This window comes from Vibrio marisflavi CECT 7928 (genome assembly GCF_921294215.1).
Lineage (GTDB): Bacteria > Pseudomonadota > Gammaproteobacteria > Enterobacterales > Vibrionaceae > Vibrio > Vibrio marisflavi.
The window spans coordinates 1,340,466-1,366,103 of record NZ_CAKLDM010000001.1; the positions used below are offsets into that span (position 1 = coordinate 1,340,466).

At 41.0% G+C, this 25,638-nt stretch carries 21 protein-coding genes; 8 read left to right on the forward strand and 13 right to left on the reverse strand.

What is annotated here, in order from left to right; genetic code table 11:
• Positions 1-312: 312 nt before the first annotated feature.
• Positions 313-2,019 carry a phospho-sugar mutase gene (locus tag L7A31_RS05985; protein WP_237360581.1) on the forward strand — a complete coding sequence of 569 codons (1,707 nt, stop codon included), beginning with the start codon at positions 313-315 and terminating at the stop codon, positions 2,017-2,019.
• Positions 2,020-2,026: 7 nt separating this feature from the next.
• Here L7A31_RS05985 and L7A31_RS05990 read toward each other — a convergent pair whose 3' ends face one another.
• Together L7A31_RS05990 and L7A31_RS05995 are read right to left on the reverse strand one after the other, a co-directional pair.
• Complete coding sequence (locus L7A31_RS05990; protein WP_237360582.1) at positions 2,027-2,812, reverse strand: substrate-binding periplasmic protein; 786 nt, start codon at positions 2,810-2,812, stop codon at positions 2,027-2,029.
• Positions 2,813-2,863: 51 nt separating this feature from the next.
• Positions 2,864-3,868: a 2-hydroxyacid dehydrogenase gene (locus tag L7A31_RS05995; protein WP_237360583.1), complete on the reverse strand. Its 1,005-nt coding sequence runs from the start codon at positions 3,866-3,868 to the stop codon at positions 2,864-2,866.
• A gap of 254 nt (positions 3,869-4,122) precedes the next feature.
• On the opposite strand from L7A31_RS05995, the gene L7A31_RS06000 reads away from it, so the two are divergent.
• The gene (locus L7A31_RS06000; RefSeq protein WP_237360584.1) at positions 4,123-4,602 is read left to right on the forward strand and encodes a GNAT family N-acetyltransferase; all 480 of its coding nucleotides are present in this window, start codon (positions 4,123-4,125) and stop codon (positions 4,600-4,602) included.
• 15 nt (positions 4,603-4,617) lie between these two features.
• Here the strand turns inward: L7A31_RS06000 and L7A31_RS06005 are convergent, their stop codons facing one another.
• The 4 genes from L7A31_RS06005 to L7A31_RS06020 form a co-directional block, all read right to left on the reverse strand.
• Positions 4,618-5,091 carry a hypothetical protein gene (locus L7A31_RS06005; protein ID WP_237360585.1) on the reverse strand — a complete coding sequence of 158 codons (474 nt, stop codon included), beginning with the start codon at positions 5,089-5,091 and terminating at the stop codon, positions 4,618-4,620.
• A 75-nt stretch (positions 5,092-5,166) separates the two neighbouring features.
• Positions 5,167-5,499, reverse strand: a complete 333-nt coding sequence (locus tag L7A31_RS06010; protein ID WP_237360586.1) for a DMT family transporter — start codon at positions 5,497-5,499, stop codon at positions 5,167-5,169.
• Between the two features lie 714 nt (positions 5,500-6,213).
• Positions 6,214-7,149 carry a LysR family transcriptional regulator gene (locus tag L7A31_RS06015; protein ID WP_237360587.1) on the reverse strand — a complete coding sequence of 312 codons (936 nt, stop codon included), beginning with the start codon at positions 7,147-7,149 and terminating at the stop codon, positions 6,214-6,216.
• A 223-nt stretch (positions 7,150-7,372) separates the two neighbouring features.
• Positions 7,373-8,251: an EamA family transporter gene (locus tag L7A31_RS06020; RefSeq protein WP_237360588.1), complete on the reverse strand. Its 879-nt coding sequence runs from the start codon at positions 8,249-8,251 to the stop codon at positions 7,373-7,375.
• A gap of 91 nt (positions 8,252-8,342) precedes the next feature.
• Here L7A31_RS06020 and L7A31_RS06025 point away from each other — a divergent pair, with 91 nt between their 5' ends.
• The gene (locus tag L7A31_RS06025; RefSeq protein ID WP_237360589.1) at positions 8,343-9,734 is read left to right on the forward strand and encodes an aminotransferase-like domain-containing protein; all 1,392 of its coding nucleotides are present in this window, start codon (positions 8,343-8,345) and stop codon (positions 9,732-9,734) included.
• 49 nt (positions 9,735-9,783) lie between these two features.
• On the opposite strand, the gene L7A31_RS06030 is transcribed toward L7A31_RS06025, so the two are convergent.
• Positions 9,784-10,398 (reverse strand): fumarylacetoacetate hydrolase family protein, encoded by a 615-nt coding sequence (locus tag L7A31_RS06030; protein WP_237360590.1) that lies wholly within the window; start codon positions 10,396-10,398, stop codon positions 9,784-9,786.
• Positions 10,399-10,851: 453 nt separating this feature from the next.
• Here L7A31_RS06030 and L7A31_RS06035 point away from each other — a divergent pair, with 453 nt between their 5' ends.
• Entirely contained in the window at positions 10,852-11,475 is a 624-nt protein-coding gene (locus L7A31_RS06035) for a glutaredoxin (RefSeq protein WP_237360591.1), read from the forward strand.
• A gap of 119 nt (positions 11,476-11,594) precedes the next feature.
• Here the strand turns inward: L7A31_RS06035 and L7A31_RS06040 are convergent, their stop codons facing one another.
• The 3 genes from L7A31_RS06040 to L7A31_RS06050 all read right to left on the reverse strand — a co-directional run bounded on the left by L7A31_RS06040 (position 11,595) and on the right by L7A31_RS06050 (position 18,409).
• A complete protein-coding gene (locus tag L7A31_RS06040; RefSeq protein WP_237360592.1) occupies positions 11,595-12,641 on the reverse strand; it encodes a response regulator in 1,047 nt (348 codons plus the stop codon).
• 72 nt (positions 12,642-12,713) lie between these two features.
• Complete coding sequence (locus L7A31_RS06045) at positions 12,714-17,843, reverse strand: response regulator (RefSeq protein ID WP_237360593.1); 5,130 nt, start codon at positions 17,841-17,843, stop codon at positions 12,714-12,716.
• Positions 17,844-18,058: 215 nt separating this feature from the next.
• The gene (locus L7A31_RS06050) at positions 18,059-18,409 is read right to left on the reverse strand and encodes a hypothetical protein (RefSeq protein ID WP_237360594.1); all 351 of its coding nucleotides are present in this window, start codon (positions 18,407-18,409) and stop codon (positions 18,059-18,061) included.
• A 269-nt stretch (positions 18,410-18,678) separates the two neighbouring features.
• On the opposite strand from L7A31_RS06050, the gene L7A31_RS06055 reads away from it, so the two are divergent.
• Complete coding sequence (locus L7A31_RS06055) at positions 18,679-19,869, forward strand: DEAD/DEAH box helicase (protein ID WP_237360595.1); 1,191 nt, start codon at positions 18,679-18,681, stop codon at positions 19,867-19,869.
• Between the two features lie 304 nt (positions 19,870-20,173).
• Here L7A31_RS06055 and L7A31_RS06060 read toward each other — a convergent pair whose 3' ends face one another.
• From L7A31_RS06060 to L7A31_RS06070, 3 genes are all read right to left on the reverse strand, one after another.
• Entirely contained in the window at positions 20,174-21,151 is a 978-nt protein-coding gene (locus L7A31_RS06060; RefSeq protein WP_237360596.1) for an FUSC family protein, read from the reverse strand.
• A gap of 3 nt (positions 21,152-21,154) precedes the next feature.
• Positions 21,155-21,730, reverse strand: a complete 576-nt coding sequence (locus L7A31_RS06065) for a cysteine hydrolase family protein (RefSeq protein WP_237360597.1) — start codon at positions 21,728-21,730, stop codon at positions 21,155-21,157.
• A gap of 721 nt (positions 21,731-22,451) precedes the next feature.
• Positions 22,452-23,330, reverse strand: a complete 879-nt coding sequence (locus tag L7A31_RS06070; protein ID WP_237360598.1) for a LysR family transcriptional regulator — start codon at positions 23,328-23,330, stop codon at positions 22,452-22,454.
• 95 nt (positions 23,331-23,425) lie between these two features.
• Here L7A31_RS06070 and L7A31_RS06075 point away from each other — a divergent pair, with 95 nt between their 5' ends.
• From L7A31_RS06075 to L7A31_RS06085, 3 genes are all read left to right on the forward strand, one after another.
• A complete protein-coding gene (locus L7A31_RS06075; protein WP_237360599.1) occupies positions 23,426-24,385 on the forward strand; it encodes a nitrilase family protein in 960 nt (319 codons plus the stop codon).
• Between the two features lie 250 nt (positions 24,386-24,635).
• Positions 24,636-24,974 (forward strand): cytosolic protein, encoded by a 339-nt coding sequence (locus L7A31_RS06080; RefSeq protein WP_237360600.1) that lies wholly within the window; start codon positions 24,636-24,638, stop codon positions 24,972-24,974.
• A 261-nt stretch (positions 24,975-25,235) separates the two neighbouring features.
• Positions 25,236-25,475, forward strand: coding sequence for an RNA recognition motif domain-containing protein (locus L7A31_RS06085; RefSeq protein ID WP_237360601.1), 240 nt, complete (start codon positions 25,236-25,238; stop codon positions 25,473-25,475).
• Positions 25,476-25,638 lie beyond the last annotated feature (163 nt).

A 25,638-nucleotide genomic window follows, 5' to 3' on the forward strand; every position in this document is an offset into this window, starting at 1 on the left:
CCAATATAGTCAGAGGGCATCAAGCACCCGTCGAGCTCAGCCATTGTTGATGATTGACCAAACGGTTACTTGAAGGGTTTTGTTATATTTATGTTAATAAACGTTAGTTAACGAAATTCAATAGTTCAAGAAAGTCCTAGCGCAAAAAATTTTTACATTCGTTTCTGATGCTTACTTCAACAAATCATAAAAAAGTGCTAGGAATAATGAGGTGTATATCACTGAACCAGATATATTGTTTTAATGACATATTAGTCACTATATTCAGTAGTAAAATAATAGTGATTCATGACATTAATTAAGGGGCCAAACATGACAATAGATGTGACCCGTTGGCTAGAAAGAGATCCAGATCCGAGGACAAGAGAAGAGTTGCAATTTCTCATTGAGGAAAACCTGGTAGATGAAATAGAAAAACGCTTCAAAAAACGCCTAGAATTTGGAACTGCAGGGCTGCGTGGCTTGATGGGTTGCGGCCCTAATCGTATGAACAGATTAGTCATACAAGAAACAGCAACTGGCCTTGGACACTATTTGATTCGTCATGTTGAGAACGCTTGTTCTCGAGGCATTGTTGTCGGATACGATGGAAGGTTTGACTCAAAACAATTTGCCCACGACACAGCAGCAGTTTTAGCCGCTCTCGGTATAAAGGTTTACTTATCCCGTCACGAAGTGCCAACCCCTGTTGTCGCTTTTGGTGTCAAACACCTAGATGCCGCTGGAGCCGTTGTTGTCACCGCAAGTCACAACCCTCCCAGATACAATGGCTTTAAAGTTTATTGGGAGAATGGCGCACAGATCATTCCTCCACACGATCAAGGGATTGCCGCTGAAATTGAACGTGCTGCAGTCAAACCTATCCCTTTGATGAGCTTAGACAACGCCAAAAAGAAAGGCTTACTTGAATGGCTATCGGATGAATATGTCAGTGCCTATAGACACGCAATGGTCAACAGCTCCCTACTTGCAAACCATACCAACCCAGCCTGCATGACAATTGCGTATACGGCTTTACATGGCGTTGGCGCAAGTATTGCCGAAGCGCTGCTACATGATATCGGCTTCACAAACGTACTCAGTGTTCCAGAGCAGCGGGATCCTGAACCCTCATTTCCGACCGTCGCCTTCCCTAACCCAGAAGAAAAAGGGGCAATGGATAAAGTGATTGAGATGGCAGAATCACTCAAAGCCCAAGTAGCGTGTGCAAATGACCCTGATGCCGATAGATTTGCCGTTGCGGTGCAACAATTAAATGGCCGATATAAAATGCTCACTGGAGACCAGCTTGGCGTACTATTGGGTCACTACCTTCTCACCAAAACCGATCCAAGCAAGCAACTTGTTGGTAACACCATAGTCTCCTCTAGGCTTCTCGAAAAGATTGCTATTGATATGGGTGCGGAGCACTACAAAACCCTAACGGGTTTCAAATGGCTAAGCAATATGGCCATGCAACTTGAAACAGAGCAACACCAGTTTCTATTTGCCTACGAAGAGGCCATTGGATACACCATTGGTAAGCAAGTATGGGATAAAGATGGTCTCTTTACCTTTGCCATATTTGCGCAACTTGCCGCCGAAACCTATACCCAAAACAAAACCATTTGGGATTACTTAGAGTTTATATATCGAAAATATGGCATTTACTTGAACGCGCAAAAAAGTATCCAGTTTGATCCTGAACTACCCGCGATTGGCGACAAGCTGAGAGCTAATCCACCAGAAAAGATCGCTGGTTTAAAAGTCGTTCAAATTGAAGACTTTAAAGCTTCACTTCGGTTCAATCTATCAGGGCCAACGCAACCACTACCTTATCCTGCAAGCGATGTGATCATTTATTACTTAGAGGATCAATCGCGTATCATCATTCGCCCTTCGGGTACTGAACCTAAAGTCAAATGTTACTATGAAGTGGTAGGGGAAATGAGCAAACAAGAAAGCTATTTAGATGCGATGAAGCGAATGGAAGAGAAGATGGACGCGCTGATAGAAGCACATCAGGAAAGCTTAGATTAGTAGCGCCTTATGGCACCATCATATTTTCTTGTGGGCCAACAAAGGCTTCAATGATCTTCTTGTAAGTCCCATCTTGCTTCATAGTTGTAAGTGCTTGATCAAATTTGTCGCGCATATCTTGGTGGTCGTTAAGCTTTGAAAACGCGATATAGCTAGCCGTTGATTGTATTGAAGGTGCAATAGTTTTCAGCTTGGATAACTGAGACTCGGAGTTGGCAATGGCCAAAGCACCAAAGTAGTTATTTACCCATATATCGACCCTACCTCTTAAAAGAAGTTGCAAACACTGATTCGCTGAGCGAGTCTCAAATATCTTGTCCAGCTTGCCTGACTTTACCGCTTTATCAAATATTTCGCCGTAGCTCACACCGATTACGACACAAAAAGAATAATCAGCCAACCCTTCAATATTTCCATCAAAGCTGATAGATCGATCTTTCGTTGTAAATAAGGCAATACTTTGTTGAAACAGTATTTGCTCACTGTAATCAGCAAATTGCATTCGCTCTTGGGTTTTAAAGATTGTGTAAATAGCGTCAGCTCTACCTGCTCTCAAGTAATGTATCGACCTCGCCCAAGGAAGAATCTCAATCTCGATAGGCTGATCAAGCCGACGAAATACCTCCTGAACGACTTTCGTCGCCATTCCATCAACTTTTCCTTTGTTATCAAAAATGTACGGAGGATACTCTAACGTTACAATCTTGAGAGGCTCAGCTTGTGTATGAATAGAGAAAAAGATAGAAATAGTCACCCACAACGCCAAGCTAGATTTTAAAAACAACTTACACATACCTTACATCCCGTCAGCTGTTTTAAATATAGAGCCTCTACTACTTATTGGCTAATTGCTAAACTCTACGAGTTCGTTGCCAGATTTGTCATCGCCTATAAACTTTTCGATACTAAGCAAAGTGGTCTCTGCGATATGCTGCAGCGCTTCTTTGGTTAAGAAAGCCTGATGTCCTGTAAATATCACGTTGTGGCAAGCGGAAAGGCGGCGAAATACATCATCAGTAATGACAACATTCGACTTATCTTGGAAGAACAAGTTCTTTTCATGATCATAAACATCTAAACCAAGTGAGCCAATTTTTCCTTGTTTTAGTGCTTCAATCGCTGCTACTGAATCAAGTAACCCACCTCGACTTGTGTTCACGATCATCACCCCATCTTTCATCTTTTTAAAGGCTTCATCTCCTAACAAGTGTTGATTTTCACTAGTTAGAGGGCAATGCAGAGTAATAACGTCGCTCTCTCTAAAGAGCTTGTCTAAAGAACAATAAGTGACTCCCAACTCAATAGCCTGCGGGTTTTTATACGGGTCGTAGCATAAGATAGTCATGCCTAGCCCTTTGAGAATCCTCATTGCTGCTATCCCGATCCTGCCGCTACCAACCACCCCAACGGTCTTGCCGTGAAAGTTAAAGCCTACCAGTCCTTCCAATTCGAAGTTGGCATCTCTAGTACGTTGGTATGCTTTGTGAAACTTACGGTTCAAACACATCATCAGCCCAACTGCATGTTCAGCAATTGCTTCAGGCGAGTAAGCAGGAACTCGAACAACTTGCAGCCCCAGCCTCTTGGCTTCTTCGAGATCAACATTGTCAAAACCAGCACAACGCAATGCTATTAGTCGAGTACCACTTTCAGCAAGCAGCTTCAGAGTATTCGCAGACAAGTCGTCGTTCACAAATGCACAAACGACCTCGCTACCATGTGCCATCTTTGCAGTTTTCGGTGTCAACCTAAAATCATTGAAATACAAACGAATATTCTTGCTGTGGTTGACGGATTGAAAAGAAGACTCGTCATAAGATTTAGCACTAAAAAATGTAACGTTAACCATAAAGCGATACCATAATGAAACTTGGAAAATAGGCACCAATCTACCGATTTTAAACTTGGAATTCTACAGTACTAGCTATCGCACTCTGCTTTAAGTCTAAATGGACCTAAACACAAATGGCCGAAACTAAGTGGATGGTTCAAACCATGAAATACAAGAGAACATTCTGGCTTAATGGCGACAATTTAGAGATAGTAGACTCATCACTGAAGTCTCTTATGCAAACTGTATAGAACCGCCGAGTTGGATACCTCATGATTAAAATTGAACAGTTAACAAACTCATACGTAGAGTCAGTCAGAAATATTAAGTTGGCCGCGGAGCAAATTACATTCTCTGGCACGCCCGAAGAGTTTCTGTTGGATACAAGTGAGACAACAGATTTGCATGTCATTAAGTATGACGAAGCCGTCGTTGGGTTCTTTAAGCTAGATTTAAATTACTCTTCAAATCATTCATTTTGCCATGAAAACAGTATCGGTCTGCGGGCGTTTGCTCTCGATATGAGGCAGCAAGGCAAGGGCATCGGAACTCAAGCTGTTAAAGCGTTAGGTTCATACCTGCAAGCTAATTACTCAGGATATCACTCAATATATTTGACTGTGAATTGCAAGAACCCCAAAGCAATTTCCTGCTATCAAAAAGGCGGATTTGAAGATACAAAAGAAACCTATCATGGAGGAGCCGCAGGACCTCAACGTATTATGCGAAGAAAAATAGCTCAAGAAGGTTGAACCTCTACACCAAGACTATTTAGTCGCTAGAGTTCTCTTTTCGGTAGGAATGTAGCTCATCCAATCTTCATTCTCAGGACTTCTAGCAAACAAGGCGTCATCACGCTCAAAGCAATCTCCTGACATGGATGAAAAATCGCCTCTATTACGCTCATAGGCTAAGTAATGGATAACTTGAGTGTTGGTTGAAAAAACAATCACATTGTGAGTATCTGAGTTGAGAGCACTGGTATAGTCTGAAACCTGCCAATCAAAACCCAGCGTTTTTTCTGAATCTGTATTATAAGGGCCAAGAAAGCAAATACGTGTCCACTGACCTCCACCTAAGCTAGCGAAGTCAATGGTATCAAAGCTATTTCGTTGCAGCTCTGACCAAACCACATTACTGGTAACTCTGTTTGATTCTGAACAACCAATCACCATCGCAATAAAAAAGCTCAGGAAAGCGAATCTAGCTAAACTATGATGATGTTGAGAAACATTACACACTAAGAGCCTCTACTTAAAAAGAAGGTTTTCAACCCTTCAAGCATAGTAGAGCGGTAGAAATTCGCCGACTTAAACCTAGTGTGCGTTGGTTTTAGAAAGTAGGTTTAACACGATGACTCCACTCATTATTAGCCCCATACCAACCATACCCCAAACATCGATCTTCTGTCCGTAAAATAACCATGCAACCAAAGATATAGAGACAATTCCAAGCCCAGACCAAAGCGCATACGCAACTCCTACGGGAATAGATTTAAGTGTCAATGACAACAAATAGAAAGCCGCACAGTAGCCGATAACAACAACTATCGAAGGGACAACTTTTGTAAAACCTTCGCTGGATTTAAGACTAGACGTCGCAACCACTTCAAACGCAATTGCTGCCAACAAAAACAACCAATTCTTCATTTCTGTCTCTGAGTTTGTTTCCATAAGTAATATTGGCAGTATTTTAAACTATTCCAGCGCCAATGAGCAGCCTAGCTAGACAGATTGAATGGACAAGCATGTTCCTCTTTACAACATCTATCAGATTATCCAATTACAAAACTCTGCTCAGCAAACATATTAAATAATGGAATAACATATATTCCACTATTTAATATTGAACCACATAACTATATTAAGTATTTTAAAAATAACAACTGTTCTTTAAATCTCTGACTCATATAAAAACCACTTAATCCATAATCTAAAGTCAGAGTTTTATAATTCGTATTAAATCATTATACAAAGAAATTTAACTTAGGCTATTTACAGGAACACAATGATATTTGAGAGCAAATTTGGCATTGGCGAAGTAGTCATACACGAACGTACTAGAGCTATGGGTAAAATATTTTGCTCTGAGTTTTATGAGGTGATATCTATCTGCTTTAGTAAACAAAGTGAAACGATAATATGTCGTTGTCAAAAAGGACAAATCTACGAATTCAACTCTTACGAATTAATAGGCGATCCATTTTTCGACCAAACCAAGGGGGAGTATCCATCCGAGCATGACTTTCGTGAAAAAATTGAGGATACATAAAGTCACATAGATACCTTGTGTTTCACTATCACAGATATAAAAATTAGTATTGAGAATGGAAACGTCGCTAGTATTTTTACATAGCATTTTAACTAAAAAAAGCTGGCTTCGTTTTCAAAACATTGCACAAAATAGTCCATTATAGCCTTAGACTTGCTTTCCAGTGGATTTGTACTGAGATAGAAGACTGATAGTTGAACAGGATCCAGTGACATTGGTATTTTTATTAACGTACCTTGTTCTAGTTGTTCTTTCACGGTAAATAGTGGGAGAACTGTCGCTGCAACTCCATCTAGAGCTAGGTTAATTCGTGTATGATTATTATCAATCTCATACATCATATTACCTTTGTCTTTTATTTCCTGATAACTATTCCAAAAGTTATGCTCAGAAAAATACTTGTTGATTGTCGGAAATACCCATTTATAAGTTGTGATATCATTAGAGTCTTTTAAAAACTCGGCATTAGGTGAAACAACTGCTACAGCATCCATAGACAGCAGCGGTTTAACAATTAAGTGCTCAGTGCTATCTATATAATTGTATGCCGTGTGATTATATATGTAAAAATCCAACTTACCTTTAAGGAGCTTATTGTGAAGTTCTTTAACATGCTCATCTACAATAAATAACTTTGACTTTGGGAAACGCTGTGAAAAAAGCTTTGTAATAAATTGGCTCGCGTAAGGCGAGAACACTCGATCAAAACCAATGGTTACCTCACCACAATTCCCACTATGTATTGTTTCTAAGCTTTGTTCTAGCTTTGTTGCTTGGACACACAAACTTTCAATTGTTGGGTATAATATCTCACCCGCTTTAGTTGGTTTAAAGTTACGCGTATCCCTATTGAAAAGCTTTGTATCAAGTTGACTTTCTAATGCTTTAATATTTTTTGTAATTGCCGACTGTGTTATTTGAAGTTTAATCGCAGCCTTAGAAAAACTAGATAATTGGTAACTATATAAAAAGCTTCTCAAATGTCCAATTCTAATTTTATTCGCATTGTACTTGTCATCAAACGTCATTATTTAAAACAGCCTCTATAAAATAAAGTGAGCAACACTATCATATAAATTAGTAGCTTTCATTACGCAATACAATAATGAACTAAATAAAATGGAATATGTAACATTCCAAAAACATTAACAGTTTGATTAATTTAGTAAGTTTTCTAAACCATTAATATATCAGTATTTGAACGAGCTGGATTGAAAACTAGTAGAATATAAAAAATTACGATTGTGTTTTCTAGCTCTCAGACACCTTCATATTACTCTTACCTTTACTAAGAATTAGCCCAATACCCACAAAGAATAAGGTGCTAGTAACCATTTGCAATGATGACAAGGTTTCATCAAACACTATGTACCCGCTGATCAATGCAAATACGGGAACCAACAATACAGACGGTGCGACAGTACTAAATGGATACTTGATTAGTAGTTTATTCCAAATCCAGTAACCGAATAACGTTGTCGGATAAGCCTGAAAACACACTGAAGCAGTGGATTGCCAATGCCAATTCTGTATAGTTTCGGAAATGACACCAACTCCATTTAAAGATACCGCCAGCATAATCAATGGTATTGGTGCGAACATAATTCCCCATACATTAAATACAAACACTTGCTTCGTCTTAGAACGCTTGACGATTAAGCTGCTCGCGGCCCACGCACAGGCTGAGAGTAGAATCAGAAATAAACCAATAGCTGTAATGTTTCCTTGGGCGTAGATTATTGTCATCACCAATGCCAGTGAAGCAATAGTAGCACCTACCCTTTTAAGCTTTGAGAGTTCTTCCTTTAGGTAGAAAACACCGACAAACAGAGCAATAAGCACATTAACTTGGAGCAATACAGAAGACATACCAGATGATAGCCCAACCTCTATCGACCAAGAAGCTAAACCCCATACTCCAAAGCCAAATACCAAACCATAGCTGATTATGTATGACCAGTTCACATCTGGTTTGGGTATAAAAAACACCACAGGAATTACCGCTAACGCGAATCTAATTGCGGTAAGAATTAACGGGTTCACTTCCGTCAGACCAAGCTTAATCATGGAGAAATTCACACCCCAGATGATCATGACAAACATTACTAACAGTAAATCTTTTCTACTCATACTCAATGACTCCTTTTACTTGAGTATGTATTGCTAAATAAAACAGGTACAGATACAATTTTCTATAAAATAACCAGTACAGTTTACTTGTATGAGCATATACAAAGAGTTAGCGCAACAGTTTATTGGGCAAATACAATCTGGAAAATTAACAGAAAACGCTCGCATGCCATCACTACGGAAGCTTTCGAAGCAACATTGCGTGAGTGTCTCAACAGCGGTCAGTTGCTATCAAGAATTGGAGTCACAGGGCTGGATTCATGCTCGCCCACAGTCTGGTTATTTTGTCTCTTCAAAGCGCAATGCACATACACCACCTAAGTGGGCTCATTTCGAAAGCCACATTTCCGAACCCAGCACCCGCGTAAGTGTTCAATCGAAATTAAATGGACCATTGGGAGTGTCCAGCTCAGATATTGATGACAAAGCAGCTATCGAGTTGCAACGTAGTTTTCACCGCGCAATGCGTCGCATGAATACACACCAAAATGTATACCCTGACTACATGGGAGAGTTATCTCTTCGCCAAGTGCTTTCATGCAACTTTGCTCAACTTGGCCACCACTTTCATCCGAACGACTTAGTGATAACTTCAGGTTGTATTTCCTCGATTAAAACTGCTCTGGAAGTCTGTAGTGAAGCGGGTGATGCCATTGCGATAAGCTCACCTTGTTTCAGTGGAATCCTTGAACTATTAGCGCGAATGTCTCGAAAAATCATTGAGATTCCGTCGCTCAATGACGGTATTGATTTAGACCAATTAGAACAACATTTTAGGGATGGAAATGTACGAGCTGGAATATTTTGCACATCACATATGAACCCACAAGGCATTACTATGTCGGCTCAACAAAAGCAGCGTTTGGCTAAGCTTGCAAACCACTATAAAGTCCCTGTGATCGAAGATGACGTATATTTGGAGCTCGATTATTCTGGACAATGCCCATTGCCCGCAAAATCATACGATTCCAACGGTTATATATTATGGTGTGGGTCAGTTTCAAAAAGCTTGTCACCGACATATCGCCTTGGCTGGTGCCTACCTGGACGGTATATAGAAGATTACTCTAAAACCTTTGCATCAGGATGCTTTGGCGTCTCCGCCCCTGTTCAGCTTGCTCTGTCAGACTTTATCGAGTCAGGTCAATACGTAAAACATTTGAAACGAAAACGCCTTGAACTGTTAGATAATCGGCGTGATTATTTAGCCTACCTAGCCAAGAATTTACCTGAAAGTGCCCAAATCAGTACGCCTGAGGGAGGATTAGTTTTGTGGCTTCAAATACCAGAACTAGACGGCATCAAATTGGCTGAAGAAGCAAAAGACCACCAGCTCGATATACGAGAAGGGCAGCTATTCTCCACCCTCGATTTATATAAAAACTGCCTCAGAATCAACATTGGTCATCCACTGATAGGCCAAGCAGAGCACGATCTTAAGTTGCTATGCGATCTGATCTACAAACATCTAATTATTAAATAAAAGTGAAGCTATTAAGCTAAAGAAACCTATTTAAGCCTTTGTGCAGTGCCTATTGCGCATGCCATTCAATTTCGAGAACCGTTTCTTCCCCACTTTTTAAACGGCATAAAAACACGTCATCTTTGTGAACTTCACCAACGCCTTTAGGCGTGCCAGTCATAACAATATCCCCGTCAATTAACGTAGTGTACGACTTCAGTTCATCAAGAATGGCGCTAGGTGAATACATCATTTGCTTAACATGGCCAAGTTGAACTCTGACACAATTAATAAACAGCTCAATTTGCAGATCATCGACATCGACACTTTCAATTGGGACAAATCGACTAAAGATTGCTGAATTGTCAAACCCCTTTGCTCTTTCCCAAGGTAGGCCTTTTCCTTTGAGCGCAGATTGCAGTTTTCTCTTGGTTAGATCAAGTCCAACACCAACAGCAGTATAGCTCCCATCATTAACAACAAAACAGATTTCAGCTTCATAATGTAAAGGTTCGTCATGAGCAGCGTAAAGTTGCTGGGCAATGCTCGTTGAGGGCTTATTGAATACCACCATGTCATCCGGGATAGCATTGTTGAGCTCTTGAATATGCTCGAGGTAATTCCGACCAATACATACTACCTTGCTTGGAGAGATGACTTCATCACCGACTCTCACTGAATACATGTTTGTTATCCTAATAATTGACCAAATTGATGTTATTGTAGCCGAATATCGTCTTATGAATCGAACGAATCTTTCTAAACGTTATCCTGCACTAAAAAGGTGAAGAACCACCAAATAAGGGCATTGACCAATGTTCAGAAACTAACAGCGACATTAGGAATCAGTAAGTTAACTTTGGCATAGCAATTGCTCTAGCTAAAGTACAAATGCTCCACACGTATTTGTGCTTACATCTTGTTGTTTTATACCAAAGCAACACAAGGTGCTGTTAGCGTCTATTACATCGATATGTTGTAGCTTCGGTATAATAATATTTGTTGTATTTCACATTCTTTTGCCTCCAACTTGTTGGAGGTTTTTTGTGTTTATTTAAATAAAAAATGAGCTCGAGTGAAAGAAACTCAACTGTGTCCAGTTCTACTAACATAGAACACATATTGAGGAGTGAGACTGATGGCAGATCCAATCAAAATTACACTATATCGCTGGGCTGGTAGCTGGGGACCTTTTAAAGTGAATATCCCTTGTGGAGAGTGCACACTAACCAAAGATATTCTGAATGACACATTTGCAAACGAATTATCTGACGTACCCGTTGATTTAGAAGTAAAAGATTGGCTTTCCCATTGGTGGGAGCCTCTAAAAGTCGGCGCTTGGCATGCTCCAATTATTATGGTTGAGGGCAAAGTAATTAGCCAAGGAGAAGCCTTGAACCGAGGAGTATTAGTTCAATCCGTCATCCAAGAATGGACAAAGAGAGATGAGCTAAAAGGAAACATTGTTTACGGCAAAGCCACTTGTCCTTTCTGTGTTAAAGCGAAGAAACTCTTAGATGATGCTGGTATCAATTACCAATATCATGATGTTGTAAAAGACAACGCATCTCTATATAGAATGATCCCAGAAGTTAAAGCGATCATCGGTTTAAAAACTCCAGTCACTGTTCCGCAAATATGGCTAGATGGTCAGTATGTTGGTGGTGCAGACAACTTAGAAGCTTGGCTTAAGGAAAAAGGCATTAACGCGATTCCGGACAATGTCGTCGATATCGAGTCTAATCAAAGCTCTGTTGGTTAGCCCGAAAGCTATTCGAAAAGTGAAGTCTCTTATTTTAAGGGACTTCTTTTTTATCTCATGGCAGCCTTCACTAAGACGCTGAACTTCTGCGCTTTCCATTGCGACAAGGCAAGATATGTTTATCGCGAAAGCTCCTCAATGCTTCCCTCCTCTTCAGCATACTGCTCTTTGATATCAAGTATCTCTGGCATTACTTCATGAAACACGGAAACCAATTCAGGATCAAAATGTTTACCCGATTCTTGATCTATCAGTGCTACTGCGTCTTTTACCGACCAAGCTTTTTTATATGGTCGAGCCGTCGTTAGTGCATCAAATACATCCGCTATCGCGATTATTCGTGCTGATAGCGGGATGTCTTCCCCTTTTAAGCCATAGGGATACCCTGTACCGTCCCACTTTTCATGGTGAGCGAGTGCGATTTCTCGGGCCATCATAAGAAGCTCTGATTCATGCTCCCCTATAATATTGGCTCCAAATTCAGGGTGTTTGCGCATCAGTTCCCACTCCTGTTCATCGAGCTTACCCGGCTTGAGCAACACTGCATCGGGTATCCCAATCTTACCTATGTCATGCATTGGTGCTGCATTAAATACTAAGTTGCTCCACTTTTCTGACATGTCTAATGACTCAGCCATCAGGCGAGAGTAATGGCTCATACGAATGACATGTAAACCTGTCTCATTGTCTTTAAACTCAGCCGCTCTTCCGAGTCGACGAATAATTTCCAACTGAGTACTTATTAAATCTTCTGTGCGCTCTTGAACTGTTTTTTCCAGATAACGATTCTGATTATAAAGTGCTAAGTGGGTTTTAACGCGAGCTTGAACAATGGAAGGACGAACAGGTTTAGTTATGTAATCTACTGCGCCTAGGTCTAAACCACGGGTTTCGTCTTCTTCAGCACTCATCGCTGTGACAAATATAACTGGAATATCCGCTGTCTTTGGATCAGCCTTGAGCCTTTTACAAACCTCATAGCCATCCATTTCTGGCATCATAACATCAAGCAATATGATTTCTGGTTTCGGTGTGCCAGCTGCTATCTTCAGCGCCTTAGCGCCAGTTAGCGCGGCTTTGACTTTGTAACTAGGACGAAGGATACCACTCATAACATCTATGTTATCTGGCGTATCATCAACAACGAGTACTATCTGTTTATCCATAACTGACTCCTAAATCCAAGTTGATTGTCGTGACAATCACAATCAATTTATATCTGAGCGACGGGTGCCTTGTTACTCACTGATATTTAAATCATTAATGAGTGATAACGCATGGTCAAAATCATACTCGCTTATCGCATTGCTCATCTGTTTCATGACTGCTTTCATATCCGGCTCTAAAAACATAGCAAGCAGCTGCTCTATAACTTCCATCGCTTCAGTATCATCGTCTTCTAGAAGCTCTCTAAGCTGGGTTACCAAAGAGGCGAACTTCTCAGCATCAAATTGTGCTTCATGTACACCAGTAGAAAGCGTAATTTCCGACAGCCCAGCTAGCGTTTCACTGAGCGCTGAAAGAAGAGTATCTAAAAGCTCTGTTGGTGGCACATCAGCTTGTTTACAAGCAACTTCTAAATCCTCTGCAGCCCTTTGCACCGCTGTCGCTCCGATATTTCCAGCGACAGCTTTTAATGAGTGCGCTAACCGTTGTGGCTCTTGCTTATCTTCTGAACCAAGCGCATGGTTAAATGCCTCTGCGAAATTGCCGTATGAATCTTTGTACTTCAACAATAGTTTTCTATACAGTTTAGGATCACCATTTGCTGTTGCTAAACCTTTTTCAACACTAATACCAGCAAGATCTGGTAGTGGCTCAATTGCATCTTTATCTGGCTCGTGATTTGGAATACGCTCCTGAGGGGAAACTGGACTCGATGGCATAATCCATTTAGCCATAGTGGTATAGAGTTCACGCACATTAATCGGTTTTCCAATATGATCATTCATTCCGGCATTGAGCACTTTTTCAATGTCGCCTGCCATTACATTCGCTGTGAGTGCTATCACTGGAAGTTCTCGAAAACGTTCTTGTTCTCTAAGCAACTTCGTTGCGGTATACCCATCCATTACGGGCATCTGACAATCCATGAGGACACCATCAAATTCAGCGTTATCCAACATATCTAACGCTATTTTTCCATTCTCCGCCACGGTGGCGATAACGCCAGCAGAGGCCAGCAATTCCATTGCCAGTTCTTGGTTTATATCATTATCTTCTACGAGTAATACCTTGGCTCCGCGAATTTTGTTGGCAGAATCGAGATCATCAGCGGCAGCTCTCATATGCTCTCGTTTTTCTGGATCGTGTCCAAAAGCTTCCATTGTTGCATCAAGAATAGTTGAAGCCGAAATCGGCTTACTCAACACCCTAACAAAACGTGCCCGTTTGGAGGCCTCTAGAGCTTCATCTCGCCCATAGGCAGTCACTAAAATAACAGGTAAATCTGGTAGCTTCTCGTGAATGCGCATTGTCGTTTCTACACCATCAATATTTGGGATCTGCCAATCCATCACTACGAGGTCAACTTCTCTTCTATTTTGTTCAAAGTGTTCAATGGCTTGAGTACCATTGCTATAGGCCGTAACGTGAAAGTCAAAGGAGGAAAGGATATCTGTGAATATTTTTCTTGCGGTCGCGTTATCATCAACGACCAACACATGTAATCCTTTTAGCTCTGGAAGTTCAGGCTTCACTCGACCAATTGGCATATTTTTCTGATACTTGAAATAGGCTGTGAAATGAAATGTACTGCCACTTCCAGCTTGGCTTTCTACCCAAATCTCACCATTCATCATTTGCGTGAGCTTCTTGGAAATGGTTAAGCCCAAGCCAGTTCCTCCGTATTTTCTTGTAATTGAAGAATCCGCCTGACTAAACGACTCGAACAGCTTCTTCTGCTCCTCGGGGGTCATGCCGATTCCTGTATCACTGACAGAAAAATGCAGCGTCACCCCTTCATCATCAATCTGTTTCACGTTAACAATCACGACGATTTCACCATGATCGGTAAATTTCACTGCATTATTACCCAAATTAGTTAAAATCTGCCCGAGTCGAAGTGGATCGCCAATCAACATTGTTGGTGCGTCAACGGAAATATCAAATAAGAGCTCTAGGCCCTTTTCTTCCGCCCTAATACCAACGAGGTTTGCTAGGTTATCCATGACATCCTCTAAATGAAACTCTGTGTATTCAATATCGAGCTTTCCTGCTTCTATCTTAGAAAAATCCAAAATGTCATTGATGATTCCAAGCAAACTATCAGCAGACCGATTCACTTTTTCAATGTAGTTTCTCTGCTTATTATCTAAATCAGTATTTAACGCTAACCCAGACATCCCTATTATCGCATTCATTGGAGTTCGGATTTCATGGGACATATTTGCAAGAAAATCTGACTTCGCTTTTGTCGCATCCTCTGCCGTTTGCTTCGCTTCTTTCAGCGCTTCTTCCGCCGCTTTTCTAGCAGTAATATCCGTCATGGTTATACGAATCTCCTGTAATTCAGAACCACCGTTGTAGCTAGGTATGGCGGAAACCTCAGCTAGGATCTGCTCTCCATCACGACGGAGAATAGGGATTTCGTGACAGAAAAGACTTTCATCCTTGCACACATCCTCAAGCATGGTTTCGCGCTGTTCAAAATTGGGTGAAATGATATCTCGCCAGTTAATCTCTTGAATGCTCGCTCTCTCTATAGATAGCAGTTCCGCGAAGGCTTTATTGTGCTTTACAAATTCACCATGGTGGTCAATTGAGGCATAGGCAATAGGTGCATTTTCATATAAATCCCATAGCCTGCCTTCTCTATCTTTTAACGCCGTTTCTGCGGCTTTTCGCTCGGTGATATCGCGTATAATCCCAACAAATATCGTTTCACCGCTCCAAAGTGCCTCATTGACGGCGAGATCCATAGGAAATATTTCTCCTGACGAGCGTCTGCCTTCCAACTCAACGTTTCGCACTAAGATATGTTCTTCTCGAGTTTCCGCGTATTTCTTCAAATAACCATCATGATTAGCGCAATAAGGCTCTCCCATTAACATTTTGATGTTTTGACCTACTACTTCTTTTCTATGGTATTCAAAGATATGTTCTGCGGCAGGATTGAACTCTTGCACTGTGCCAACTGAATCAATAACAATGACACCATCTTTAGTGTTCTCAAAAATTGTTCTACTGCGCCGCTCCGCCTCTCTCAATGCTGTTGTTCGTTCACCAACTCGACTTTCGAGCTCTTCATTTGAACGGCGCATGAAGCTAGTCGCTCTTTGGCCGATTGTCACGGTCAACATGCTAGAGGCAACTGCGAGTAAAAGCGCAACGAATGCAGTCGAAAACAAGTAAATCCGCATTTGGTAAAAAGACTCTAGAGCTTCAGACTTATCAATTTCGGTTGCAATACCGACGCCAAGATTTTGATTCCATAACCAAACACCAAGCACAGGAACACCGCGGTAATCTCGATAACCTTCAACATTAGAATTTATCCGAGAACCCCCTTTCTCATGATCGGATTGACCCATAGCAACAACACTTTGTGCCATTAGGGTAAGGGGCTGCTTTGCTAATGAAATGTCTGGTCGAAAGCCCTCAATCATATTTCCACCGGGGTCTTTTAGCGCAAGTAAGGTATCTTGTTTTTTACCTACTTCTAATAAACCAATGTCTTCAAGCGAGTCTACAAAGCGACTTTCGGTGATCATGCCCCCATCGTGATTGATCAGATAGCTTTCACCAGAACGGCCAATACTTCCGTGTTGCATGATCTTCGATAACCTGCCTCCTGGCAGTAACCGTTGTGTCAAAACAGCGATCACTTCACCAGCCGCATTTTTTATCGGCACGGCAAAAAACATATTGAATGCATCAAGATTGGTGCTGACTCCGTTTGCAGATTGAATTTCCACATCAGAAAGAATCGGCGGTATAAATATAGCCTCTCCTTGAAATGCTTTATCAAGAAGCTCTGGAGCTTGAATTGCAATGAGATTCTCAGTGCCTAAATTGGTATTTCTTCTAGACGCAATACTCACTCTATCTTTATTGATGATAAAAAAGCCAACGCTACCGAATTGCTCGACATTTTCATCAAAAAAGTAACGAATTTCTTCCAACAACTTAGAGTCCTGCAGGCTTGCTTTGTCTGTTGGTATCTTTAAAAGCTTCTCCGTTAGAGAAACTAGACTTGGATGCTTACCCAAGCTATTTAGATAGGCTTCACTATCTCGCACCCAAGTTTCCAAACTATCGTTTGTGCGCTCCAATACAAACACGAGATCCTGTTCAACACTGCGCAGTGTCGCTTTTCTATTCTTTTCAATGGTATGCCAAACCAAAAATAGAATGACAAATGAAATCAGGCATGTGACTGAAATTATCGAGTAGGTAAAAGCACGCGAAGCAACATATTTAGCAATCAGTTCATTGGATAAGAATTTAGGCAGTATGAACGCTAGGGAAAACATTAAGAAGCCCAGTATCAACGCAATCCCTATAAACACTCTCACTGCACCATCGTTTTCAATATTTTGGGAGTGCAACGGCTTATTAAGTTGCTTGTTGGCCCCCTCGATAGTAGACGGGCTCCACTTTTGAAAGTTGGCAATTCTGTCTTCTTGAGAAACAAGGGAGAAACCCTGATTGATCACATCAAGTAACGCCACATTTCCTTCACTTACAGCGGCTCTCCATGTGTCAGAAAACAGTATGTGTGCCGGCTCCAAGTTGTACTCATCTAGCATATTATTTTGTTGCAGATAGTAGGTAGCAGTTAGGGTATCTGCCGAGAAAACATCTAGCTCCCCTGATTTAAGCGCAGTAATAAGCTCTTTGTAGCTGTGATAAGTGATAATATTTTCTGCTGTTAGCCTTTGCTTAAGGTATCCCTCAAGAAAATCTCCTTTTAATACCCCAATCTTGACACCTTCCAATGCCAATAAAGTATCGAAAGAAGGCTGATCATTTCGCAGTATGATATGAGAACTGGTTCGAGCTAATAAACTACCGTAGTCTAAAAAACTATCCCGCTGCTCATTGAAATACAAGCCAGCATGAATATCAGCGTCTCCTCGCCCAACAGCAGCTAATGACTCATCCCAAATATAAGGAACAAACTCAATAGAGAGGCCTGTTTTGTCAGCCCAAAGCTTCCATAAATCGATAATCAGCCCTGAAGCGGCACCTTGCTCATCCTGATATTGAAATGGTACGCAATCAACACAATAGGCAATCTTTAGCGGAGAAGAAATATTTATAGGAGGAGGAACATTGTGGTTTTGGTCTTGAGCATTGGCTTGGTGTGAAAAAAGCAACAGCCATGAAAATAGCGCTAGCCAAAAAAACTGAGTCATCCTAACCATACTTATCCATAAACTCCCAAGTGGAGTTCTCTGTATCTATGCTATCTAGTTAGGATATACATATATTAAATATCTTGCGTATAAGCAGAAGGGCAATATGTGATGGAGGCAAAAATCGTTCACTCACGTAACGACTTGGTCACGCATTTACATTGTAAATACAAAAAAATGAGTGGTTATTCAACAGAATAACCACTCATTTGATACGAGAAAAACTAGGATCTTTTCGGTTGCTTATAAGTTTTACCAGCAGTTTGATACGTTAGCTTTTGCTTCACTTCAAACATGCTTTCAAAGAACCAAGCGACAAATTTAATGGTGTCGTCACCGACATTCATAATGTGCTCTACGTATTCTTGCTCATTGCCTTCATCATCAACTTGATTGGTGACATGATAAACACGCTGCTCTCCATCCACTTCCGCCAAAGCAAATTGGCCAGATAAAGACAGCGCTGCTTGAGCAACCTCTTCGTCTTGACAAGATTTCAGTAGCTCTAATGCCTGAGGAAGATCAGTGGTGTCACACAAGCTCACAACTAGTGCTTCGAATTCATTTTGTTGCATGGTATTCAGTACTCCTCACAATTTAAGGTGTATTATACGCATGCTTGGAAAAGATGCATTCTTCGTTCACCTGATTAAAACCAACTTTTTCTCCTATAAATGCATCCCGTAAAGAAAGCGACTCCGGCCATAGCCTCGTAACAAGAAACAATCCTGAAAATCGTTTGGAAAGCCATGTGTGCATGTTAAAATGCGCCACTTTGCTGCGAATTAGCCACAACTCTAAGGCGACAACGCATATTGTTAGCAACCCCATACTGAGACAATCCATGCCATTTTCTAATCTAGGACTAAGCGCTCCCCTTCTACAAGCCATCAAAGAACTTGGTTACGACAAACCGACCGAGATTCAGAATAAGGCGATTCCACTGGTACTATCAGGGCAGAACCTAATTGCAGCGGCTCAAACAGGTACGGGTAAAACAGCCAGTTTCGTATTACCTATCCTAGAGATGCTGAGTAAAGGCGAAACGCAGCGTAAAAAGCGTATTCGCGCTCTTATCCTGGCACCGACTCGCGAGCTAGCAATTCAAGTTAATGACAGTATTACTCAATATGGTAAGCACCTTAACTTAACATCTGCTGCCGTGTACGGTGGAGTGAGTGATAAGCCTCAGAGGCAGCAGCTTATTGACGGTATAGATATTCTCGTTGCAACACCGGGGCGGTTGTTAGATCTTTACGGCAAGCATGCGGTTTACTTTGAAGAAGTTGAAACCTTTGTTCTTGATGAAGCAGATAGAATGCTCGACATGGGCTTTATTGAAGACATAAATAAAATCATTGCTCGCTTGCCGCAAGATATTCAAAACTTACTCTTCTCAGCAACACTGTCGAACCCTGTCCGCGATTTAGCTAAATCGGCAATTGACCATCCCGCTGAGATTTCTATTGCTAAGCACAGCGCTTCCAAAAGCAATATCGAGCAATGGCTGGTCACGGTTGATAAAGACAAAAAATCAGCTCTGCTAAGCCACTTAATTCAAGAAAATGATTGGGACCAAGCCCTTATCTTTATTGAAACCAAAAAGGGTGCTGCTAAGTTGGTTTCTCAGCTTGAAAAACGCGGGATTCCTGCAGAGTCATTCCACAGTGGTCGAAGCCAAGAAATTCGTTCACGACTTCTGACTGATTTCAAAAATGGCAAGATAAAATACCTTGTTGCAACGGGTGTTGCTGCACGTGGTATTGATATTGAAAATCTGACTCGAGTACTGAATTACGATCTACCATACCCTGCGGATGAATATGTTCACCGTATCGGCCGTACAGGTCGTGCAGATGCAAAAGGCGAAGCTATCTCTTTTGTATCAAAGGATAACTTCAAAAATCTATGCATGATTGAAAGCCGTTTAGGCCATTTAATTGAGCGTCGGGAAATTGAAGGGTTTGCACCCAAAAAAGAAGTACCGATTTCAATTTTGAATTACGTGCCGAAACACAAACGCAATCAGGATTAAATCTTTATATTGTTGTTATTATTAAAATAGTAAAGCCCCAACTGGGCTTTACTATCACTGCTTTCTCAGCTTTGATAGCTGAGCGGGGAGTGACACAACGACCATACCAAAAGAAGCCAGCTCCTAATTAAGCCAATGCTTTATAATGACTGCCCCTTAGAAAGGTAGGCTTACTAGCAAGAAGAATTATACCTACTGGAAGAGAACTCACTAAAGCGGTGTCCAATGTGGTAAACAATACTGCGTAGCAGGTCTGCCAGATAAAATGCCTAACCAAAGTTAATACAATACTCTCACTATTATTTTATTTATAATGTAATGTTCTACTTAGCGAATAAATAAGATACCCACTGATCCCTCCGGCCATCCCACCTAGAATTACATTCAAGATTCGATATCCTGCTTCAAACTCTCCATGTGCTACGCTTCCTGCCGCCAAAACAATGAGCGTACAACGTGAAGCGAAAGCTAAAGGGTAGACATCTAAAAATAGAGTAAATGGTATCAACAAGGCTGCCACCTGAAACAAAAAGGGGCTATAGCCTTTTAAGCCGACAACGAGTGTAAGCCCCAATACAAGCCCAATTATAGCCCCAGAACCGCGATGAAAAATTTTCTTCCTCATACTTTGTATTTGCCCAGTGCTCACACTAGCTGTTGACCATATAATCCACTCTGCATGGGGTAAATTAAATTGCCATACGATTATAGATGCCATTAAAACAGCCAACATTAACGCTGCAATAGTACCTACTTCTTCAAAATCAAACTGAGGGTGTAAAGCCCCGTTAAAACCCCACAAGACAAACTCGTTGTTCTTGTCCATCACGTATTCATAGATACATACTAAAATAGGCCCTGCTGCTGCTATTGCCAAAAGTTGAGCGATAACAGCCCAGTTGTGAGATATAGAATGAACAAACGGTGAATCTTTAAAATCTATGGCAAAGTAAAGGGATGGAATAAGTATCCAACTCGCAAAGCCTCTTAGGTGCTTACCATGTATAATGATGCCCATTGATAAGCCAGCCCAAACTGTACAAACAACAGTAAAGATTAAAGGATGTCCAAGCGAATGGTAGAGAATAAAAAAGCCCATCATGATGATGAGCTCTTGCAACAATATTGCTAAGATGCCCCATTTTAGTTGCCTTTGAGGGATATAGAAAGATGAACTCAAGATAGCGAGTTCCAGAGCTACCCAATACCCCCAGTGCCACCCAAATATAAAACTTGGGGCCAGCGATAAAGTCACTAAACACCACTTTTTAAAATGGGGCATTGTTTAGCCCTCCAAATCATCAACCGCAATAATGTCAGCAATCGTCGACAATGTTTCAATTGATTGGTTATGTTCTACTTTATTAGCAGCCGCACATGCATCTTCTATAACAGTAACTTTGTAATCTCGATCATGTGCTTCTCGTGTTGTCGCCTCAATTGCCCACGTGGTACTTACGCCAGAAATATATAGCTCATCTATTTTATTTGCTCGTAAAACAGCTTCCAAATTGGTGCCATAGAATGGGCTAATACGAGGTTTAACCAAAACAAAATCTGAAGAACATACATCTAACTCGTCTAGGAAGTCTGTACCAAATTCATCGAGCGACAAAACACCGTATTCGTGCGCCTGACCAAAGATAGGCGATGTTTTAGGCTGTGCGTGATAGTTAGATTCAAAACCTACTTTCACCAAGATAGTCAACCAATTATGTTCACGTGCGTAAGACAATGCTTTGTTAGCATTTGCTACAGCATTTTGTTCAATGCTGTGTGATACACATGATGGTATTTTTCCTTTTGGGTGACAAATATCATTAATAAAATCGATTACTATAAGTGCTTTCTTATTACTCATAAACTCATACCTCTAATTTAAACTATTGTATTAATTGTTTTTAATTAACTTATGGAATGGTATTCTACATCTTAACATCGAGATAAATAATCGTTGTTATCTAACCAATATGTTAGAAAAACTTATTAATCAGCAGTGTAATTTATCGAGAGTGTTTATAAATTGGCAACAGAAGACTATACACACCTTAAAGCTCCATTAAGCAACTGCCTCTAAAGATTAAAAGAACTGATTCTGGAGTTTATTGACTGGCACTAAGCATAATTGTTCTTGAGTTAGGGATATTTAGAAACAGCAATTGAACTAGTCGACGCAAATGGTTTTTGGCTAGAACTTATCCTGCTACAACTATTGACCTTACCTATCGTGGAAGGTTTAGAGTGGTCAACATAGATAGCTTAAGAGGGTATTAAAAATGGAGTGGATTACAGAAAACTGGGGATGGGTCTTATTTGGTGTTGTGTTTATAGCATTTCATTTCTTTGGTCACGGCCACAACCACAGCCACAGTGGAAACCACAACGACAAGTGAGCTCTACCCATGACCAACGAATAAAGCTCCAATAGCCTAAAATTATTGGAGTTTATTGTTTTACCTTCCTAGTTTTAAATACAGCCGAACTATTAAATAGGAGCTAATCTTCCCGCTAAGCTTCACAAAAGACGGCTTGCTTGATTTCAGCTCGGGTTGGGGGAAAGTAAATTAAAGCACATCCATAAATCAAAGGCATTGGGCTCGAGTCTGATCAACAAATTGAATGAAATTATCTTTGGCAAAGCTCTCAAACTGCTCGTTCCAAATTAAACCTACATCCCACGAGCTGTTTTCCCCTGATAGTTCCCAAAAAACAACGTGCTCATTGGCAATATGTTTTACACTTGCCGGAACAATAGTGAAGCCCAAATTTGCAGATACCAGTGCCAACAGTGTTTGTATATCGTCAGCCTCTTGAGCAACATTCAGTTTTTGCTCATGCTCCTCTAGTAACATGTTTATTTGTTGGCTTAGACCCATTCCTCGTTCAGGATTGAGCTGTAAATAATCGATGGAATCTAACGAAAGCCACAATTTGTTTATGTCTATGGTTTGGCTACTATGCGTTGCTAGTACTAAGTTATCTGTTGAGAGCTTTACCCCCTTCAAAGGAGCTATAGCTGGAAGTCGACTAAAACTGAGCTGAAGCTCCCCTAAAAGCAACGCCTCCGACTGCTTTTGAGAGGGTATATCATTGAGTGTAATATGGATCTCAGGGTACTTTTTCTTAAATCTAGCGATGTAGTCTGGTGCAAGGTGGTAAGAAGAGATGCCAAATCCTATATTGAGATTTCCTGCTATTCCCTTGGCGACTCGTTGGGTGAGAGATTTATAAGACTCAAAACTCGAAACTATTTGCTGCGCTTCAGGTAAAAGAGCAACTCCTGCCGCAGTAAGACTGGCACCTTGCCTTCCCCTCTCAAATAAAACCACTCCACAAAAAGCTTCAAGACGTTGAATCTTCTTAGTTAAAGCAGACTGAGTGATGTGTAGGTGCTCTGAAGCTACTCGATAGTTACCATCTTCTGCTAGTTGGCAGAAAGTACGTAAATCACCAAAATCCATTCCATATACTCATTGATTATCGGAATTTTATTCATTATACGGAATCAAAAGAGGTTTTTAAAATGAATGATACTCACTAAGTAAAAGGAACATTTATGAAAGATATCCGGGTTGCCACTGTTCAATTTAACCACCATGCGAACGACAAAAACTACAATTTATCGATCATTCAAAGTTACGTAGAAAAGGCAGTTAAGCAAGGAGTAAAAATCATCGTCTTCCCTGAAATGTGTGTTACTGGTTACTGGCATGTTTCGAAGCTTCAAAAGTCAGAGATCGATGATTTGTCCGAGTTCATCCCACAAGGGGAAACGGCTCAACACTTGCTAAATATGTCTGAAAAATATCAACTTAGCATCGGTGCTGGTTTAATCGAAAAAGACAAGGACGGAAATCTCTATAACTCTTACGTAATGGCAATGCCTGATGGTCAGATAGCCAAACACAGAAAGCTGCATACATTTGTCAGCGAACACATGGCTAGTGGCAATGAATATACTGTATTTGACACTCCACACGGATGCCGTGTAGGGATTCTGATTTGCTGGGACAATAATTTGGTCGAGAATGTTCGAATCACAGCATTAAAAGGGGCCGATATCCTAATTGCTCCCCATCAAACAGGCGGAACGAACTCTCGCAGCCCCAATGCGATGGGGTTGATTGATCCCCAACTATGGCATAACCGTAAGCAAGATATAGAGTCGATTCGTTCTGAAATGCAAGGCTCAAAAGGAAGAGAATGGTTAATGCGTTGGCTACCCGCGCGTGCTCATGACAATGGTATGTTCCTGATATTTAGTAACGGGGTTGGGGTTGATATGAATGAAGTCAGAACAGGCAATGCGATGGTGCTCAATCCTTATGGAGAAATTCTCGCGGAAACTGACAGCGTAGATAACGATATAGTTATTGCAGATCTAAAAGCAAAAGAACTAGATATGTGTACAGGAAGGCGCTGGATCAGAGGCCGTAGACCTAACCTCTACCATCCTCTAACAGTTGAAGGGAATGAATTGACTCCCTATCAGGCAAGGTTTTCAGAGTACAAATAGATGAACAAACTTTTATGAACGGTCGCCAATCTAATAATTTGTTGGCGACTATATTGTTTTATAGAGAATCCCTAACTCGCTTTGTTGTGGCATTTCAGAGTTAACTAGACTACTTGCTCTGAGATGCGCAGAAACACGTTTCTATTTAGCCTAAAAGTGGTACAAAATTACTACCTTTATAAACTAAATCTCTACTACGTTACCCCTTGATAGTGATAAAATCTCCGCATCATAATTACCGAGAAACTCTATGTTTATCCACCATGTTAATGGCATCGACTGGCTGGTGATTACCGCTTTTGAAGAACTGAAACCTATATTTATCGAAGACGCCGGGGCGATCCCTTCTTGCTTCTCTATCAACAGTGAATTGAGCCTGATTGATCAAGCCAAGCGCACTTATGGATACTTGCCTTCCTTCAGCGGTGTAGTCACCGATACCGGAACTTTTCAAAGCCCAGACAACGAAGAAGATTTGAACCCACAGCTTGCCTGCATAGTTGAGGGACGTGGCCGGGTGTTTATCTATCATGGCGGCTTTGTAGCTTTTGTGGATGACGAGCAAACCTTTATTACCCGAATGGACTGAATATTATTCAGTAAGTTGAAGTTGGTGAATTGGTAGCCCTAACCGCTCAACCGTAAGCACTTCGGTTATTGGTGATCAAACTAACTATTACGCCGTAATCACTAGGGTTGATTCAGAGCAAAATTGCCAAGCGTTGCGAATCTGTCTTAAACGCTTTGTTAGGTACAATTTTCCCGATATTGCTCCAGACCCCAAACTCTTCTTGGTTTGTTAGCTCATACCTGAGACAATCAGGCCGCAAACTATACTAGGCAAAATATTATGAAACTTTTAGTCCGCAACCTAGCGCGAACCACAACAGAACACGAAGTTCGAGTTCTATTCTCTGCTCATGGTACTGTGACCCAATGTAATTTGGTTCTAGATCAGGAAACAGGGCAATCTAAGGGATTCGCTTTCCTTGAAATGCCAGATGAAAATGAAGCTAAGACTGCTTTAAACAGCTTAAACCTGACAAGTGTAGCCAAGAGCAAAATTCGAGTTAAGTACGCTCAAAGCTAAAACCAAAAAAAGGGAGCCAACTCAATGAGGCTCCTTTTTTCAACTCTCCCGCTTTTACCTAACGCCGCATTTGGTAGTGAGCAACGCTAACCATCTAGCCTAAACCATTGCACCTTAAACACTAAACCCAACGTTAGAGTGAAAAATGCCAAGCGTTGGGAAC